General features: G+C 49.9%; 18 protein-coding genes. 16 read left to right on the top strand and 2 right to left on the bottom strand.

Annotated elements, in window-relative coordinates; translation table 11 throughout:
• The first annotated feature begins 31 nt into the window (after positions 1 to 31).
• The 7 genes from PCI15_RS14835 (at position 32) to PCI15_RS14805 (ending at position 7,962) form a co-directional block, all read left to right on the top strand.
• Positions 32 to 865, top strand: a complete 834-nt coding sequence (locus PCI15_RS14835) for a transketolase (RefSeq protein WP_271270717.1) — start codon at positions 32 to 34, stop codon at positions 863 to 865.
• Entirely contained in the window at positions 862 to 1,875 is a 1,014-nt protein-coding gene (locus PCI15_RS14830; protein WP_271270716.1) for a transketolase family protein, read from the top strand. The genes PCI15_RS14835 and PCI15_RS14830 overlap by 4 nt, the downstream gene beginning before the upstream one ends.
• Positions 1,872 to 2,783, top strand: a complete 912-nt coding sequence (locus PCI15_RS14825) for an NAD(P)-dependent oxidoreductase (RefSeq protein WP_271270715.1) — start codon at positions 1,872 to 1,874, stop codon at positions 2,781 to 2,783. Before PCI15_RS14830 ends, PCI15_RS14825 begins: the two co-directional genes overlap by 4 nt.
• Before the next feature lie 51 nt (positions 2,784 to 2,834).
• Positions 2,835 to 3,392: a TRAP transporter small permease gene (locus PCI15_RS14820; RefSeq protein ID WP_271270714.1), complete on the top strand. Its 558-nt coding sequence runs from the start codon at positions 2,835 to 2,837 to the stop codon at positions 3,390 to 3,392.
• On the top strand, positions 3,392 to 4,681 hold the full coding sequence (locus PCI15_RS14815) for a TRAP transporter large permease (protein WP_271270713.1): 1,290 nt from the start codon (positions 3,392 to 3,394) through the stop codon (positions 4,679 to 4,681). Before PCI15_RS14820 ends, PCI15_RS14815 begins: the two co-directional genes overlap by 1 nt.
• A gap of 44 nt (positions 4,682 to 4,725) precedes the next feature.
• Entirely contained in the window at positions 4,726 to 5,787 is a 1,062-nt protein-coding gene (locus tag PCI15_RS14810; protein ID WP_271270712.1) for a TRAP transporter substrate-binding protein, read from the top strand.
• A gap of 516 nt (positions 5,788 to 6,303) precedes the next feature.
• Entirely contained in the window at positions 6,304 to 7,962 is a 1,659-nt protein-coding gene (locus PCI15_RS14805) for a putative bifunctional diguanylate cyclase/phosphodiesterase (RefSeq protein ID WP_271270711.1), read from the top strand.
• 71 nt (positions 7,963 to 8,033) lie between these two features.
• On the opposite strand, the gene PCI15_RS14800 is transcribed toward PCI15_RS14805, so the two are convergent.
• A complete protein-coding gene (locus tag PCI15_RS14800) occupies positions 8,034 to 8,369 on the bottom strand; it encodes a zinc ribbon domain-containing protein YjdM (protein WP_271270710.1) in 336 nt (111 codons plus the stop codon).
• A gap of 309 nt (positions 8,370 to 8,678) precedes the next feature.
• Here PCI15_RS14800 and PCI15_RS14795 point away from each other — a divergent pair, with 309 nt between their 5' ends.
• Together PCI15_RS14795 and PCI15_RS14790 are read left to right on the top strand one after the other, a co-directional pair.
• Positions 8,679 to 9,077, top strand: a complete 399-nt coding sequence (locus tag PCI15_RS14795) for a type II toxin-antitoxin system HicB family antitoxin (protein ID WP_271270709.1) — start codon at positions 8,679 to 8,681, stop codon at positions 9,075 to 9,077.
• 102 nt (positions 9,078 to 9,179) lie between these two features.
• Complete coding sequence (locus PCI15_RS14790) at positions 9,180 to 9,524, top strand: DUF3127 domain-containing protein (protein WP_271270708.1); 345 nt, start codon at positions 9,180 to 9,182, stop codon at positions 9,522 to 9,524.
• 74 nt (positions 9,525 to 9,598) lie between these two features.
• On the opposite strand, the gene PCI15_RS14785 is transcribed toward PCI15_RS14790, so the two are convergent.
• Positions 9,599 to 10,258: a peroxiredoxin gene (locus tag PCI15_RS14785; RefSeq protein WP_271274627.1), complete on the bottom strand. Its 660-nt coding sequence runs from the start codon at positions 10,256 to 10,258 to the stop codon at positions 9,599 to 9,601.
• Between the two features lie 170 nt (positions 10,259 to 10,428).
• Between PCI15_RS14785 and PCI15_RS14780 the strand changes: the two genes are divergently transcribed.
• From PCI15_RS14780 to PCI15_RS14750, 7 genes are all read left to right on the top strand, one after another.
• Entirely contained in the window at positions 10,429 to 11,409 is a 981-nt protein-coding gene (locus PCI15_RS14780; RefSeq protein WP_271270707.1) for a ribonuclease Z, read from the top strand.
• A gap of 33 nt (positions 11,410 to 11,442) precedes the next feature.
• Positions 11,443 to 11,790 carry a GFA family protein gene (locus PCI15_RS14775; protein ID WP_271270706.1) on the top strand — a complete coding sequence of 116 codons (348 nt, stop codon included), beginning with the start codon at positions 11,443 to 11,445 and terminating at the stop codon, positions 11,788 to 11,790.
• Between the two features lie 203 nt (positions 11,791 to 11,993).
• Positions 11,994 to 12,590, top strand: coding sequence for an isochorismatase family protein (locus PCI15_RS14770; RefSeq protein WP_271274626.1), 597 nt, complete (start codon positions 11,994 to 11,996; stop codon positions 12,588 to 12,590).
• 10 nt (positions 12,591 to 12,600) lie between these two features.
• Entirely contained in the window at positions 12,601 to 12,933 is a 333-nt protein-coding gene (locus PCI15_RS14765) for a DUF4144 family protein (protein WP_271270705.1), read from the top strand.
• Positions 12,934 to 13,065: 132 nt separating this feature from the next.
• Positions 13,066 to 14,157 carry an iron-sulfur cluster carrier protein ApbC gene (gene apbC, locus PCI15_RS14760; protein ID WP_271270704.1) on the top strand — a complete coding sequence of 364 codons (1,092 nt, stop codon included), beginning with the start codon at positions 13,066 to 13,068 and terminating at the stop codon, positions 14,155 to 14,157.
• 145 nt (positions 14,158 to 14,302) lie between these two features.
• A complete protein-coding gene (gene dcd / locus PCI15_RS14755) occupies positions 14,303 to 14,869 on the top strand; it encodes a dCTP deaminase (RefSeq protein ID WP_205656830.1) in 567 nt (188 codons plus the stop codon).
• Complete coding sequence (locus tag PCI15_RS14750) at positions 14,866 to 15,507, top strand: enolase-like domain-containing protein (protein WP_271270703.1); 642 nt, start codon at positions 14,866 to 14,868, stop codon at positions 15,505 to 15,507. Before dcd ends, PCI15_RS14750 begins: the two co-directional genes overlap by 4 nt.
• The last annotated feature ends 142 nt before the right edge of the window (positions 15,508 to 15,649 follow it).

Raw genomic sequence — 15,649 nt, 5'->3', positions numbered from 1 at the left:
ACATCTTGTCATTCTATCAGAGAATCTGCTTATGAAATCTCACCCGCAGGATCGCACAGAGACACTTCAGCAACAGGCTAACCGAATTCGGCAGCAGGTGATCAGGTTAGTTGCCCGGCGTGGCCAGGGCTATGTGCAGCAGGGGCTGGGGGCTGCAGATATCTTTACCGCTATCTATCTGAATGAAATGAACATCCATGCCGGCTATTTCAGTGATATAGGCCGCGACCGGTGCATTCTCTCTACGGCTCATAATTCTGCTGTTTTTCACGCCACGCTTGCTGAGGCCGGGTTGCTGGACAGCAACCGGCTGGATACTTATTGCGATGACGGTTCAGAACTTGAAGTGAATGTTTCGGAGCGTCTGGGAGACAGTGTGGAAGCAACCTGCGGTTCGCTTGGTCAGGGACTTTCCGTTGCAGTGGGGATGGCTTTATCTGCAAAAAAGAAGGCTTTGCATGGCCGTTATTTTGTCATTCTGGGTGATGGTGAAATGCAGGAGGGCCAGACCTGGGAAGCTGCCATGAGTGCCGCAAGCTTCGGGCTCGACAACATTTGTCTGGTGGTTGATATGAACCGTATGCAAGTAGAGGGAGATACTGACCAGGTGATCAAAATGGAGCCTGTGGCAGATAAGTGGCGGGCTTTTGGCTGGGAGGTCTGTGAAGTGGATGGTAACAACATGGAGGGTTTACTCCGCAGTTTCTCCCGGGCACGTAACAATACGGAGAAGCCCTTTGCTGTAATCGCACACACCGTAGCAGGGAAAGGTGTTCCTTTTCTGGAGGGGCAACTGAGTCACAACATGGTTCTGGATGCCACGACTGCAAATGACGCATTAAAAGTACTGGAGGAGGCATCATGACACGTGCTACGTCGTTACACCTTGGTGATTTTACATCTTCGGTTTCTGTCTATGGAAATCAGGCGGTTCCTAAGTATTACGGTGATGCGTTGGTGCAGGTTGCCCGTGAAATACCTGAAGTCATGTGTCTGGGATGTGATTTGTCGGCCTCAACAGAGACCGATGTCTTCCGTGATGCGATTCCTGAACGCTTTGTCATGATCGGCATGCAGGAAGCGAATGCAATTGGCGTCGCTTCAGGTATGGCACGCATGGGAGATATCCCTTTTGTTCACAGCTTCGGCGTTTTTATGACCCGGCGTGCGTTTGATCAGGTTGCAATGCAGGTGGCGTATCCGAAAAACAATGTAAAAATCGTTGGATTCTTACCGGGGTTAACAACTTTACTGGGGGTCTCTCATCAGGCGATTGAGGATATTTCGCTGATGCGTTCCCTGCCTGGTATGACTGTGATTGAACCGGCCGGCGCCGCTCAGGCCCTTGCTGCTGTCCGGGCTGTTGCCGGTTATAACGGGCCGGTATATCTGCGCATGGAAAGGGCAAGTGAAAGTCTGGCTGACGACCAGCCGCTGATGGAATTAGAAATCGGTAAGGCGCAAACGCTTTGTGAAGGTGAAGATCTGGCGATATTTGCCTGTGGCCTCATGGTCGGTCATGCCCTGAAAGCGGCTGACATCCTTACAGATCGTTTCGGCATTGCCTGTTCCGTTATCAATATGCACACCATCAAGCCTTTGGATAAGCAAGCTGTTCTGCAACAGGCTGTGCAGGGTAAAGGAATTATTACTGCGGAAAATCATTCTGTTATTGGTGGTTTGGGGTCTGCGGTTGCGGAGGTTCTGGCAGAGGCGGGGAAAGAAAATACCTTCTTAAGGGTTGGCATTCAGGATACTTTCGCCCAGGGAGGGTCACTATCCTATTTACAGGAAAAGTATGGCTTGTCTGTCGCGCATCTCGTCAGGGTTTCGGCAGACTTGCTGAACAAAACGCTGAAGGAACAGGATCAATGAAAACAGATACACAGCTTAAAATAGCGTTTCTTGGGCTGGGGGTTATGGGAAGCCCCATGGCAAAGAACCTGATCCGGTCTCAGTTTCAGTTGGCGGTCTACGACATAAATCCGCAAGCGATGGCAGACTTTCGTCAGTTGGAATGCCGGTGTGCCCAGTCTCCTGCTGATGCTGCCACAGATGCAGACATTACCATAGTGATTTTGCCGGATTCTTCTTATGTCAGAGAAGCGTTGCTGGGGCAGGATGGTGCCGCTTCTGTCATGAAACCAAACAGTCTGGTGGTTGATATGAGCACCGGTTCTTCCCGGGAGCTGCTGCAACTGAATATGCAACTCAGACAGATGGGGCTACGTCTGATTGATGCACCTGTAGGACGCAGTCGCAGGGAAGCTGTGACGGGGAATCTCATTGTGATCGCCGGTGGTGACGATGATGATATCCGGGAAGCTGGTCCTGTATTTAATGCTATGGCAGATACGGTGCTTCATATGGGAGCCGTCGGTATGGGTCTGAAAGCAAAGCTGGTAAACAATTACGGTTCGATGGTCAATATGGTGATTGCGGCGGAATTGCTGACGTTCGCCGCAAAGCTTGGACTTGATCAGAGCCGCATGCTTGCTTTATTCAGGGAAACGCCGGCCGGCAAAGGCCAACTGACAACCAACTATCCAAAAAAAGTGCTCGCCGGTGATGTTTCACCTGATTTTCCTTTGTTCATGGGGTTGAAGGACTTGGGGCTCGCGCTGGATCTGGCTGCTGAAAACGGTATGCCTGTATGGCTGGGCGCGGCTGCTGAACAGCTTTACGGACTCAGCCGCAGTTATGGCCGGGAGAATGAAGACTGTACCGCTATGTTGCTGCTGCTTGAGGAAATAGCCGGTATCCGAAGGACGGCAACAGGTTAGCTTTCACCAGATTTATCTCTTAATAAAAACAACAGTAACGGAGATGGTATTTTGGTTTATTTCTTATGGCTCTTACAGACACTTGAACGGTTTAACCGGCCACTCGCACTGGCAGGCTGGTATATTTCAGCATTATTTATCGCACTGATGATGATCATGGTGATCATTCAGGTCTTTTTCCGCTATGTGCTTAACAGTTCCCTGTCGTGGGCGGAAGATTTGTCACTGATGTTGATGGTCTGGATGGCATTTCTGGCCGTTCCTGTAGCCTACAGGAAGGCACTTCATGTTCAGATGGATCTGGCACAGCGGCTGATTCCGGCGAGGTTAAACCACTTGCTGCAGTTTTTGATCAGCACCGCTATCTGTGTCCTGTTAGTTTACCTCATTTCCAAGTCTTTCAGCTGGGCCTGGCATTCAACTATACGGGCAAATGCTGTTCCGGTGCAGATGAAATACATCTACGCCGTTATTCCGCTGACCCTGGCAGTTTTATTGCCGAATTGCTTCGAGAACAGTTTGCGCTCGCTGCTTTGTCTGATTAAACCGGACATCACAGAAAGTATTCAGATGAAAGATGCCGGGAAGATGACCGGGGAGAGCAACTGATGACAGCACTGTTCTTTTGGTTGTTTCTGGTACTGACGGCTATCGGCGTACCTGTTTTTTTCGTTCTTCTGATGGCGCCGACGATTTCTCTCCTGATTGATGGTCAGTCAGGCATGTTAACTCAGGTAATATCCCGCTTATTTAATGGCATGTTCTCATTCCCGCTGATGGCGATACCGTTATTCCTGTTAGCAGGGGAATGTATGAATAACGGAGGGATTACCTTACGGCTGGTTAATTTTGCGCAAACACTGATAGGCCATATTCGCGGTGGTCTGGCGCAGGTGAATATTTTTACATCTGTACTGTTTGCAGGTCTTAGTGGTTCAGCAGTAGCCGATGCCTCTGCACTGGGATCAATGCTCATTCCGGCGATGGAGAAAAATGGCTATAGCCGCCGTTTTGCTGCGGCAGTGACTGCCGCGTCAGCGGTCATAGGCCCTATCATTCCGCCAAGTATCATTATGATTATTTACGCATTTATTATGCAGGTTTCGCCTGCTGCGTTATTTGCTGCAGGCATTATTCCCGGACTAATCATTGCTGCTTCACTGATGTTGGTGACTGCGGTTATCGCCAGAAAGCGTCAGTTACCGGTTATGGAAACAAAGGCTACCGGTGCTGAGCGGATACAGGCCGCAAGACATGCGGTATTGCCGCTGCTAACCCCGGTTATTTTACTGGGGGGGATTCTGGGAGGGATTTTTACCCCTACAGAAGCGGCCGGGGTCGCTGCTTTTTACGCATTTTTTATTTCACTGTTTGTCATTAAAACGATGACCTGGCGGGACTTGCCGGGTGTATTTAAACGTGCCGCTGTATCGTCTGCAGTGATAATGGTGGTTATAGGTGCTTCTGTTTCCTTTGCGTGGCTCGCCACAGTTTCGGGTATTCCTCAGGAATTTGCCGCCTGGATACTGGATCTCACCGGATCTGTTCTGCTGCTTCTGTTATTGCTCAATATTTTGTTATTCGCTGTTGGAATGATTCTGGATGCCGGACCGGCCATTCTGATTCTCGGACCTATTTTATCGCCTGTCTTTGTTAACCAGTTGGGAATGGATCCGCTGCACTTCGCCATCATCATGTGCGTTAACGTTACCGTAGGGCTGATTACGCCGCCGATGGGGCTGGTGTTGTTTGTTACCTCCAATGTTTCCCGGGAACGGCTGGAACTTATTCTGCGTGAGTTATTTCCTTATTTAGCAGTAGAAATACTGATTATTTTATTAATCACTTATGTTCCTGCAATTTCGCTGACGTTACCGCGTTTGCTGAATTTCATCTGATGGCTGTCATCAGTTGAGTCACAAAAATAACAAGGAGAACACCTATGAACAGGAAAAAGATAAAAGGATTTTTTAAAGCGGTTTCTGTAATCACTGTTGCGACGGCAGTTTTGCTCTCACCCTTCAGTACAACGGCCGTATTGGCCGCTAAGAAGACGATTAATGTAGGCATTCTGGCGGGTACTGATGATGAAGATTATGATGGCGCAATGGTACTTAAAGACTATGTTGAATCACGTACCAACGGTGATATCAGCGTCAGAATCTTTCCTGCAGGGCAGTTTTGCAGCAGTTATCGGGAATGTCTTGAAAGTATTCAAAATGGGACTTTGCAGGCAACTATCACCACTATCGGTGGTTTTGGTAATTTATTTCCCCCCGGGCAGGTAATGGATCTGCCATATGCGTTTAAAAATGACCGGGTGGCTGAATGTGTTTTTGACGGTCCCTTTGTTACACAACTTCGCGATGGCGTTCTCAGTACATCAGATAATGTAAGGTTAATGACGATCAGTAACACCGGCGGCTGGCGAAATTTTGCAACGACGGGTAAGCAGATAAAAACACCGGCTGATCTTAAAGGATTAAAAATCCGGACAATTCCCGCAGATATACAGAAAGAACTGGTTGTCAGCTTGGGTGCAAATGCAACACCTATTGCATGGCCAGAGGTGTATACATCGTTGGCGACTGGTGTGGTTGAGGGCACAAAAAACGGTATCACTGATATCGTTAATATGAAGTTCCAGGACCATATCAAGTACATTACGCTGGATGGCCATGCTTATATGGGAAGTTTGTGGTGGATGAATAACAGTTTCTGGAGCGGTCTGTCTGAACCAGAAAAACGTATCGTTTATGATGGCTTTCAGCATCTGAAGGGAGTCACGCGTGCATTTCCTATGCGACGTCAGATTGAGGCTTATGATGAGTTTCGTAAGGCGGGAGGTACTGTTTATGTCCCGACACCGGAAGAAAAGCGTCTGTTCCGCAGCGCTGCTAAGCCAATGGAGGCTTGGTACATAAACAATTATGGCACAGAATGGCTGGATAACATGCAGTCTGCGATCCGGACCTGTGAAGCAGCGATTGATGCCGAAATCTGAGGGGCGGATCAGAGGAAGATTAGATGATCTGTCTGTGTACCGGAATCCCGGCAGAAAGTTATAAACCTGAGAAATCAGTTTGAACTCTGTTATCAGTGTGCTGATGAAGGTCTGTTAGGTATGTAGCGGGCGGCCTGGTTAAGGCAGAAGAGACCTTCGCGCATAAGAAATAAATTAAAAAGAAACAAGGGTTAGAGACAAACCGCCGGCAGCGCATGCTTCCGGCGGTTTTTTTTATGCAGGCAGGCACCGGTCTGTATACCCGTTATGCAAAGTTCAGACGGTATTCAGAGTGATATTGTTCAATTAACGTGTTTATATATTAACCGGTGAAGACGGGCGCCCGGTGGGGCAGCCAGGGACAGGTCTTTTCCGGTGCGTCATCACTGAACCTTTGGGGTTTTAAAACTGGGATACACCCGGGCATATCATTGATAACGCTGAAACTGAAATGTGGAATTATTCGCACCTCCCTCAGTATCTGGTGAGGGGGCGCAAGGATGAAATGGTGACAGTGTGAATTTAATCGGCAGTAACACAAACGACTTTTTAAATAACAACGTAAAAGTCCTGAAGTCCCGTGTTTCAAAGACGGCCTATCAGGGCATTGTTGTTGCGGTGGCGGCGCTGATTATAGCGACACTGAGCGCCAGTTATTACACCACCGGCAGTATCAGCATAGATGGTATTGCGCTGGTTCAGAAAACCAATATCGCACTCTGGATTATGGATGCAGTCCCTTTTGTATTTGCGTTCTGGGGGCAGTATTCAAGTACCATTCTGGCTTATGAGGCCAGTGCACTGGTGATTGATCAGACCCAGGAGCTTCGGGAACGGGCTGATTCGTTCGAAAAGCAGGCCCGTTATAATGTCACCCATGATTTACTGACTGACTTACCCAATAAAGAATTGTTTTATGACCGGGTTGAGCAGGGGATCTTATCCCAGACCAGTCAGCAGCAGTCCCTCTCTGTTTTACTCATTGAAATCGGCAATTACAAACAGGTCAGCGATACCCTCGGACGCAACGCCAGTGACAGTTTAATCAAACAGGTCTCGGTGCGGCTGAAAAGCGCCTATGCTTCGCCTGCGACGATTGCCCGGATCGACAGTAATATTTTCTCTTTGCTGTTAACCAATATTGAGAACAAACAAACGGTACTTTCTCAGGCTGAAAACATTCACCGGGCACTGGAAGAACCGTTTTTTGTTGAAAAGGTGAAGATGGCCTGTCAGGCCAATATCGGGATTGTCTACTTCCCGGACCATGGTGGTGATGTGGACACGCTGGTGCAGCGGGCGGGCATTGCGCTGTATGTTGCACAAAACTCAAACAAGGGTTATGCACTGTATGACCCTTCTTATGATGAACATACACCCCGGCAGTTAACCTTGATGAGTGAACTGAATCAGGCCGTTGAACGTGGGGAGCTGGAGCTTTATTACCAGCCGAAGCTGGATTTAAGGGATGATTGTGTCAGCAGTGCGGAAGCACTGGTGCGCTGGAATCACCCGAGGCATGGCTTGTTATTGCCGGATCATTTTGTACCGCTGATGGAACGAACCCGGATGATTCAGTCACTGACCCGCTGGGTCATCGAAGCCAGTATGTTGCAGGCTGTGAAATGGGCCGGTACGGGGTATAACATCAGCATATCGGTGAATCTGTCGGCGAAAGATCTGAACAACCCTGAATTACCGGATTTAATTGCCGGTCTGAAAGGGCGTACCGGGGTGAATCCTGAATGGATCATGCTGGAGATTACGGAAAGCTCGATTATGAGTAATCCGGAAACCGCCTTTGAAATCATTAACCGGATTGACCAGATGGGGTTTCGTTTCTCCATCGATGATTACGGCACCGGTTATTCATCCCTTTCTTACCTGAAACGTATGCCGCTCAAAGAGCTGAAAATAGACCGTTCATTCGTAAAAGATATTATGACCGATGAGAGCGATGCGGTGATTGTAAATGCGACGATCAATCTGGCCCATAACCTGGGGCTTCAGGTAACCGCAGAAGGGGTCAACGATCCGGCAGTGCTGCAAAAGCTGAGACGGGAGGGCTGTGACGTTGTGCAGGGCTATTTGCTGGCCAGACCGATGCCGGTGGGTGCATTTGAGGAGTGGTTATCCAGCGAAGCGAATCAGTTTAAAGAAGTGGTAACGGAGTAACGGGCAGTTCACCGCTGCTCCGGTTCCCCGGATAAGAGAAAGGGCAGAGCGGCTCTCTGCCCGACACTGACTTAAGCCTTCTTTACAAACTTAGCGGTTACCATCATGTCACCGGCGCCGTCTACCTTGCAGTCCAGTTCATGGTCTTTACCGTCGACCATACGTTTGATCAGCGCTTTGGTGCCAATCTTCAGTACCTGGGAGCTGCCTTTTACCTTCAGATCTTTGATCAGGGTGATTTTATCACCTTCCTGTAACTGTGTGCCGTTAGCGTCGCGGATATTCAGGGCGTTTTCTGCGGCAACTTCTTCAGGATTCCATTCATACGAGCATTCCGGGCAGATCAGCATATCCTGATCCTGATAAACATATTCAGAATTACAGCTCGGGCAGTTAGGCAGGGACATAACAGTATTTCTTCTTTCAGTGAGTTCGGCGTGAATGATAGTGGCAAGGCGCTGCTTTGGCGAGCATTTTGTGGGTTGTCTGTTAATTCATATCAGGTGCTTTTAAAGGCTTTTCCGCGATGGTGAAGGGGAATCACAGCATCATCATTTGTCTGTTAAATGGCCACGCTGGTCATAAAAGCTTTTCCCTGCAGGGAATGGAATTCCAGCGTGGTTCAGGCTGTGCAGGGTATGGTTAAGCATTCTGAAGCAAGCAGGTCTTTAGTACCGGGATTTTTGCCTGGTAACCGAGGCGTTTGGAGCGAATAAATGAGATATCCTGTTGTCATTCATCACGAAGAAAATTCAGCGTATGGAGTCACTGTGCCTGATATTCCCGGTTGTTTTTCTGCAGGAAACACCATGGATGATGCAATTGATAATGTTCGGGAGGCAATTGAGTTTCATCTGGAAGGGCTGGCAGAAGATGGTGAAATTGCACCTGCAGCAAGTCCTGTGTCGGCTTTTGAACATCAGTTTCCGGGTGGTACCTGGGCGTTAGTTGATATAGATATCACACCGTTTTCAGGTAAAACTGAAAAAGTAACAATTACATTATCGTCTATTTCAGTGCGTCAGATCGAGAAACAGAGTCAGAAAGGGCACGGGAAAAACCGTTCAGCTTTTCTGGCTGATTCAGCCGTAAAGGAAATCAGCCGTTACGGTTAATGCTATTTTTCTTCTGCAGTACACCGTAAAAACCTACAGTAATCTGTTCTGATTTCTGCTTAAATAACCCCCATCACGATGTAGCTATACAAGGTAAAGACAATGGCTTACGAACTGACCGGTAAGGTTAAGTTAATTCAGGATCCACAGACCTTTAACAGCGGCTTCACCAAGCGTGAAATGGTTGTTACGGTTGAAGAAGGTAAATACCCGCAGGATATCAATCTGGAGTTTGTGCAGGATAAGGTCAGCCTGCTGGACAACATCCAGCCGGGTCAGCAGGTAACGGTTTCTTTCGATATCCGTGGCCGTGAGTACAACGGGCGTTATTTCAACAATCTGGTGGGCTGGAAAATTCAGGGCGGTGCAGCGGCAGATCCGTATGATCAGACCCCTGCTTACGATACCACTGCGCCGGTTGAGTTTGATGACGACGTGCCGTTCTGATCCGAACTGATATCCGTACGTTTACAAAAGCCCTGCACTGCAGGGCTTTTGTGTATCTGGGTGTACGGTTGTGGTTATCCTGGCTGTTTAACTTTACGTAAATAGGGTTTAACGGTTTCCCAGCCGTCGGGATAGATTTTGGCGGCGTCTTCATTAGAGACTGCCGGCACGATGATGACATCTTCACCCTGCTGCCAGTTCACCGGGGTGGCAACTTTATGTTTGGCGGTGAGCTGCATGGAGTCGATGACCCGCAGGATTTCATCAAAGTTGCGGCCGGTGGTCATCGGATATGTGATCATCAGCTTAATGTTTTTATCCGGCCCCACCACGAATACAGAGCGTACCGTGGCGTTGGTCATGGCGGTGCGGCCCTCAGCAGAGCCGGTTTCATCGGCGGGAAACATGTTATAGAGCTTGGCGATGCTCAGGTCTGTATCAGCAATGACCGGGTAGTTAACGGTGGTGTTGCCGACTTCTTCGACATCTTTTATCCATTGGATGTGATCATCGAGGGGGTCGATGCTCAGGCCAATGATTTTGGTGTTTCGTTTGTCGAATTCCGGCTGAATCTTTGCCATGTATCCAAGCTCGGTTGTACACACCGGGGTAAAGTCTTTGGGGTGAGAGAAGAGGACCGCCCAACCGTCGCCAATCCACTGATGAAAGTCTAATTCTCCCTGGGTAGTCTGCGCTGTAAAGTTTGGTGCCTGATCGTTGATGCGTAATGACATCATAAACCTCCAGTTGTCTTTTGGTTTGCAGGAATGAGGTCAGTTAAGGTTAGTTCATAAACCGTCGGCTGGCGGTCTGGCGGATGACGGATTGTCATTTTTGAAGCAGGGGCTTGCCGTGAATTTATGGCACACTGTAATAACCACTATTTAGAACAGGCGAGTACAGGGTGTTTATTCAGTTTTTAGGTACCTCTTCCGGTACGCCGACGAAGCGGCGAAACGTCTCGGGGCTGGCCTTACAGGAAAGTAAGGGGCGGGGCTGGTATCTGATTGATTGCGGGGAAGCGACCCAGCATCAGTTGCTGCATACCAGGCTGTCGCTGAACACCTTAAAGGGGATTTTCATTACCCATGTGCACGGTGATCACTGTTATGGCCTGCCTGGCCTGTTAGGCAGTGCCGGGATGACCGGCCGGACTGAGCCACTGACCATTGTAGCCCCGGCAGGTATCCGCGAATGGGTTGAGGCTACGCAGGGTTTTACTGAATTTCATCTGTCCTTTGAGCTTAACTTTGTAGTGCCGGAATCGCTGATCCTGAATCCGGATGGGGAACAGCAGGGAATGCCGTTTGGGCAGTTTGGTGTCACGGCTGCACCGCTGGTCCACCGGGTAGAATCTTATGCGTACAGTTTTACGGAAAACTGGGTGGACGGTGAACTGGATGTGGATGCGCTGAGAGCCTCAGACTTACCCGCCGGCCCCGACTGGGGGCGGCTGAAGTCCGGGGTGGATGTCAGTCATGATGGCAAGCTGTACCGGGCCCGTGACTTTGTTATAACGGATTGTGTGCCCAGAAAAGTGGTTGTTTGCGGTGATAATGCCGAACCTGCTGTCCTTAAGGATCTGTGTAACGGTTGTCATGTGCTGGTGCACGAGGCGACCTATGCAAAGGATCTGGCCGAACAGGCTGCAGCATATGGTCACAGTTATGCCGCTCAGGTCGCGGAATTTGCCGCCCGGCTGGACATTCCTAATCTGGCGCTGACGCATTTCAGCCCCCGGTATCAGTTGAATCCGCAGGTAGCGTCTTCTGTTGAATTGCTCCGTCAGGAGGCTCAGGTCATCTACAGCGGGCAGTTGTTTCTGGCAGAGGATTTAGACAGGTACCGGCTCGATAAAGACGGGGTGTTGCATGCTGATCAGTAGTTGTCTGATTAAGTTACAGGGGAGTCGGAATACATGAAAATCTACCGCGGTGCCTGTCACTGTCAGGCGGTGACATTTGAGATTGAAACAGATTTTCCGGAACTGACCACCTGTGACTGTTCCATCTGCAGGCGTAAGCATGCACTGATGGTCAAAGTACCTGAGAGCCGGATGAACATTTTGAGTGGTGAGGATGTCCTTACGGCCTATACCTTTCACACCCATACGGCGCAGCACTACTTTTGCAGTGTGTGCGGTATTTATCCTTTCCACCGTAAGCGGGTCACTCCGGATTATTTTGGGGTGAATGTGTATTGTCTGGTAGGGGTTGACCCTGAGGGTATTCCGGTACGTGCGACTGATGGTATTGGTATGGCGTAATTGCTGACACAGGCTGTCGCTTTTTAGCCGGGCTTTTTTAGTCAGGCTTTTTAGTTGAGCTTAGTAAGTTGATCTGGCTGCTTGCTGTCGTAGCTGAAAGCTGTCATTAATGGCCGCCATACTTACGACAATAATATGACTGCCGCCGCCAAAATATATTTCTTATAAAAATGCGGCAGTTTCAGGAGCAGGGGTTGGGCATAGTGATGCTGCCAGGCAACTATCAGGATTTATTCATTTCAGGTAATCCCGCACTGGTGATTATCGATGTTCAGGACGCCATTGATTGCTATTCTGATTACAGCCGGAATAACCCGGATGCGGAGCAGGTGATTGCTTCTTTGCTGACGGTCTGGCGTGACCGGGCCTTGCCGGTGATTCATGTCCGGCATGCGTCGAAGTTTGAAAACTCACCCTATCATCCCACCTCTCATCATTTCTCATTTAAGTATGAAGCAGAGCCGCTTGCTGAAGAGCCGGTCATAACCAAGCAGGAAAACTGTGCTTTTATCGGTACCGAGCTGGAGGCTGTATTGCGGCAGCAGGAGATTACTGAACTGGTTGTCTGCGGCGTACTGAGCAATAATTCGCTTGATGCCACCGTACGGATCGCCTGCGGCCTTGGCTTTCGCGTAATGGTACCGGATGACGCCAGCGCGGCGTTTGCCATGGATCTGCTGAACGGTAAGCAACTCAGTGCGGAAGATGTGCACTGGACCTTTCTCAGTAACCTGCATGGTGAATACTGCCATGTGTGTGAATCCCGGGAATTGCTGCAGGCATTGCCTCAGCCACACTGAGCGGATCGCAATGATGACAGATATACGCTGGCCTGTGTTACTGCAGTATGAAGGTGATCCGGAGCTGACCGTCATCCGTTCGCAGGAAGAATGGCGAACAGAGTATGTGCAGCATTATTTTGCTGCGCAGGACCGTCTGATTGACAGCGCAGGGCAGTGCTTTTTGTTGCAGCAGCGGATTTCAGGTCAGATTATGCCGCACGCGGCCGGCGTTAGGCTGTCGCTTAACGAACTGAATGACATATTGCGGGCGCATTTTGCTGCAGCCGGCCATTGTTGCGTGGCAAAGATGCTGGTGGCATCTGTTGCAGAGGCTGTTCAGGCCGTTGAGGCGGCCGGATAATCTCCGTGCGACTGTCTGATACGACGATTGATGCCATTGAAATACCGGATTTGGTCTGGCCTTCCTAAAACAGATGGCGCATAATTCCCGACAAAATTACTAGGGTATTAAGAGCCAAGAGTAGATAACCTTATGACGAGCTTAACAAACGAGCAGGTACGCGGGGCGATTGCCGGCGTACAGGATACGTATTTAGAACAGGATTATATCAGCGCTAACGCAGTGAAAGCGCTGAGTGTGGAAGGCAGCACGGTTAATGTTTCTCTCGAGCTGGGTTACGCCTGCAAAGGCGCAGAAGCAGATATTAAGCAGGCACTGAGCGATGCGATCACTGCCGCCGGTGCCACCGCTGTAAAGATTGAAATTACCAGCAAGGTTGCCGCTCATCAGGTACAGGGCAGCCTGCAGGCTCTGAAAGGTGTGAAGAACATCGTTGCGGTCTCTTCCGGTAAGGGTGGCGTGGGTAAATCCACCACAACGGTGAACCTGGCGCTGGCGATGGCAGCGGAAGGCGCCCGCGTTGGCGTGATGGATGCGGATATTTACGGCCCGAGCCAGGGCATGATGCTGGGGGTGACCCCGGGAACCCGCCCGCAGCCGGTGGGTGAAAAGAACATGGCGCCGATTGAGGCACATGGCCTGCAGGTAATGTCGATCGGTTTCCTGATTGATGATGATCAGCCGATGGTATGGCGTGGCCCGATGGCCAGCGGTGCACTGCAGCAGTTGCTGACTGAAACGGTCTGGGATGAACTGGACTATCTGTTTATCGATATGCCGCCGGGTACCGGTGATATTCAGCTGACTCTGTCACAGAAGGTACCGGTCACCGGTTCTGTGATTGTTACCACACCGCAGGATATTGCCTTACTGGATGCCAAGAAAGGCATTGAAATGTTCCGTAAAGTTGAGATTCCGGTACTGGGGATTGTTGAGAACATGAGCCTGCACATTTGCAGCGAATGTGGTCACAGCGAGCCGATTTTCGGCCACGGTGGCGGTGAGATGCTGGCGGATCAGTATAAGGCGCCTATGCTGGGTGCTCTGCCACTGACGATGGGCATCCGTACCTCTACCGACAGCGGTGCGCCGACGGTTGTCAGCGCGCCGGACAGCAAGGAAACGGCGATCTACCGTGATATGGCACGTAAGGTGGGGGCTCTGCTGGCGAAGCGTGCAGAAACCCCGGTAGCCATGCCGAATATATCCATTGTGAATGACTGATTCAGGCTGCCGGGCAGGCTGTCCGGCGGGCTGTTGATCAGGGTTAAAATTAACCGCATTTTTTTATGAAAAAATGCGGTTTTTTTTAGACAAAAACGTTAAGATTGTCGCCTTTTTTAAGATTAAACTGACGGATAGTGTAACTATGGGTATTAAGTCGGACGGTTGGATTCGCCGCATGGCGGAAGAACATCAGATGATCGCGCCGTTTGAGGCGGGACAGGTGCGTCGCCGTGATGAAGAAAAGCTTATTTCCTATGGTACATCAAGCTATGGCTATGATGTCCGTTGTGCGGATGAATTTAAGATCTTCACCAACATCAACTCTTCAGTGGTTGATCCGAAGAACTTTGACGAAGGCAGCTTCGTGGATGTGAAGTCTGATGTCTGCATCATCCCGCCTAACTCGTTCGCCCTGGCGCGAACCGTTGAATACTTCAAAATTCCCCGTGATGTGCTGACCATTTGCCTGGGTAAAAGCACCTATGCCCGTTGCGGTATCATAGTGAACGTCACGCCACTGGAGCCTGAGTGGGAAGGTCACGTGACGCTGGAATTCTCGAATACTACGCCACTGCCTGCCAAAATCTACGCCAATGAAGGTGTTGCACAAATGCTGTTCCTGGGGGCGGATGAAATCTGTGAAACCTCCTATAAAGACCGGGACGGTAAGTATCAGGGACAGACCGGAGTGGTTGTTCCGCGCACATGATTCATCGGCAGGCAAATATTCTCAGTTTCTGGCAGCAGCTGGAGAACACCATCGATAATCTGCTGGGCAGTGAAGCGGATAATAACTTCGATGCGGATAATCTGTTGCTGGAGTACCGAAACTCTCTGCAGAAAATCGACCGTAATCTGACCTTTCATTTCGAACGGGATGAAGAGGACGGCCCGGTTGAGATGGTGTTTGGCTGTGACGGTTATCCGGAATCCATCAGTAATGTACTGAGTCTGGTGGGGGCTGCGCCGAGCATCGGTGGCATTCGCTTTATCGCCTTTAATCACCGTTATGACCCGGTACCGGCTTACATCCACCTGGGTGAAGATGTCATTGAGCTGAAAGAGTTCTGGTACAGCTTTCGCATTGAAAACGGCAAGCTTTTTATGGCCGTGTATATGCATGAGCTGCCGGCCAGCCTGGATATGGAACCCCGCATTGAAGCGGTCATGATCTATCTGGATGCGCTGATTGGCGAATACGACCTCATGACCCGGGTCTCGACCCTGGACTGGTATGAACTGCCAACCGATCCGCTGGATTTCGGTTTACGTCCGATGGCGGAATTGCGGGACCACTTCGACGCGCTTAAATCTGAGATTAAGCTGATCGGACTGACCTATCATTAATGACAGATCTTAAGGTATCCGGCGGTATTCAGTTATCGGATAACACGTATACCTTACCTTCATCTTCATCTTCGGGTACCGGCGGCGGTAATTGAATATTCATAACGACCCCTGTCTGGCGAAAAAACGTATAAGGTGACGG

The sequence above is a fragment of the Aliamphritea hakodatensis genome (genome assembly GCF_024347195.1).
Classification (GTDB): domain Bacteria; phylum Pseudomonadota; class Gammaproteobacteria; order Pseudomonadales; family Balneatricaceae; genus Amphritea; species Amphritea hakodatensis.
This window is presented reverse-complemented; position numbering and strand designations above follow the sequence as displayed.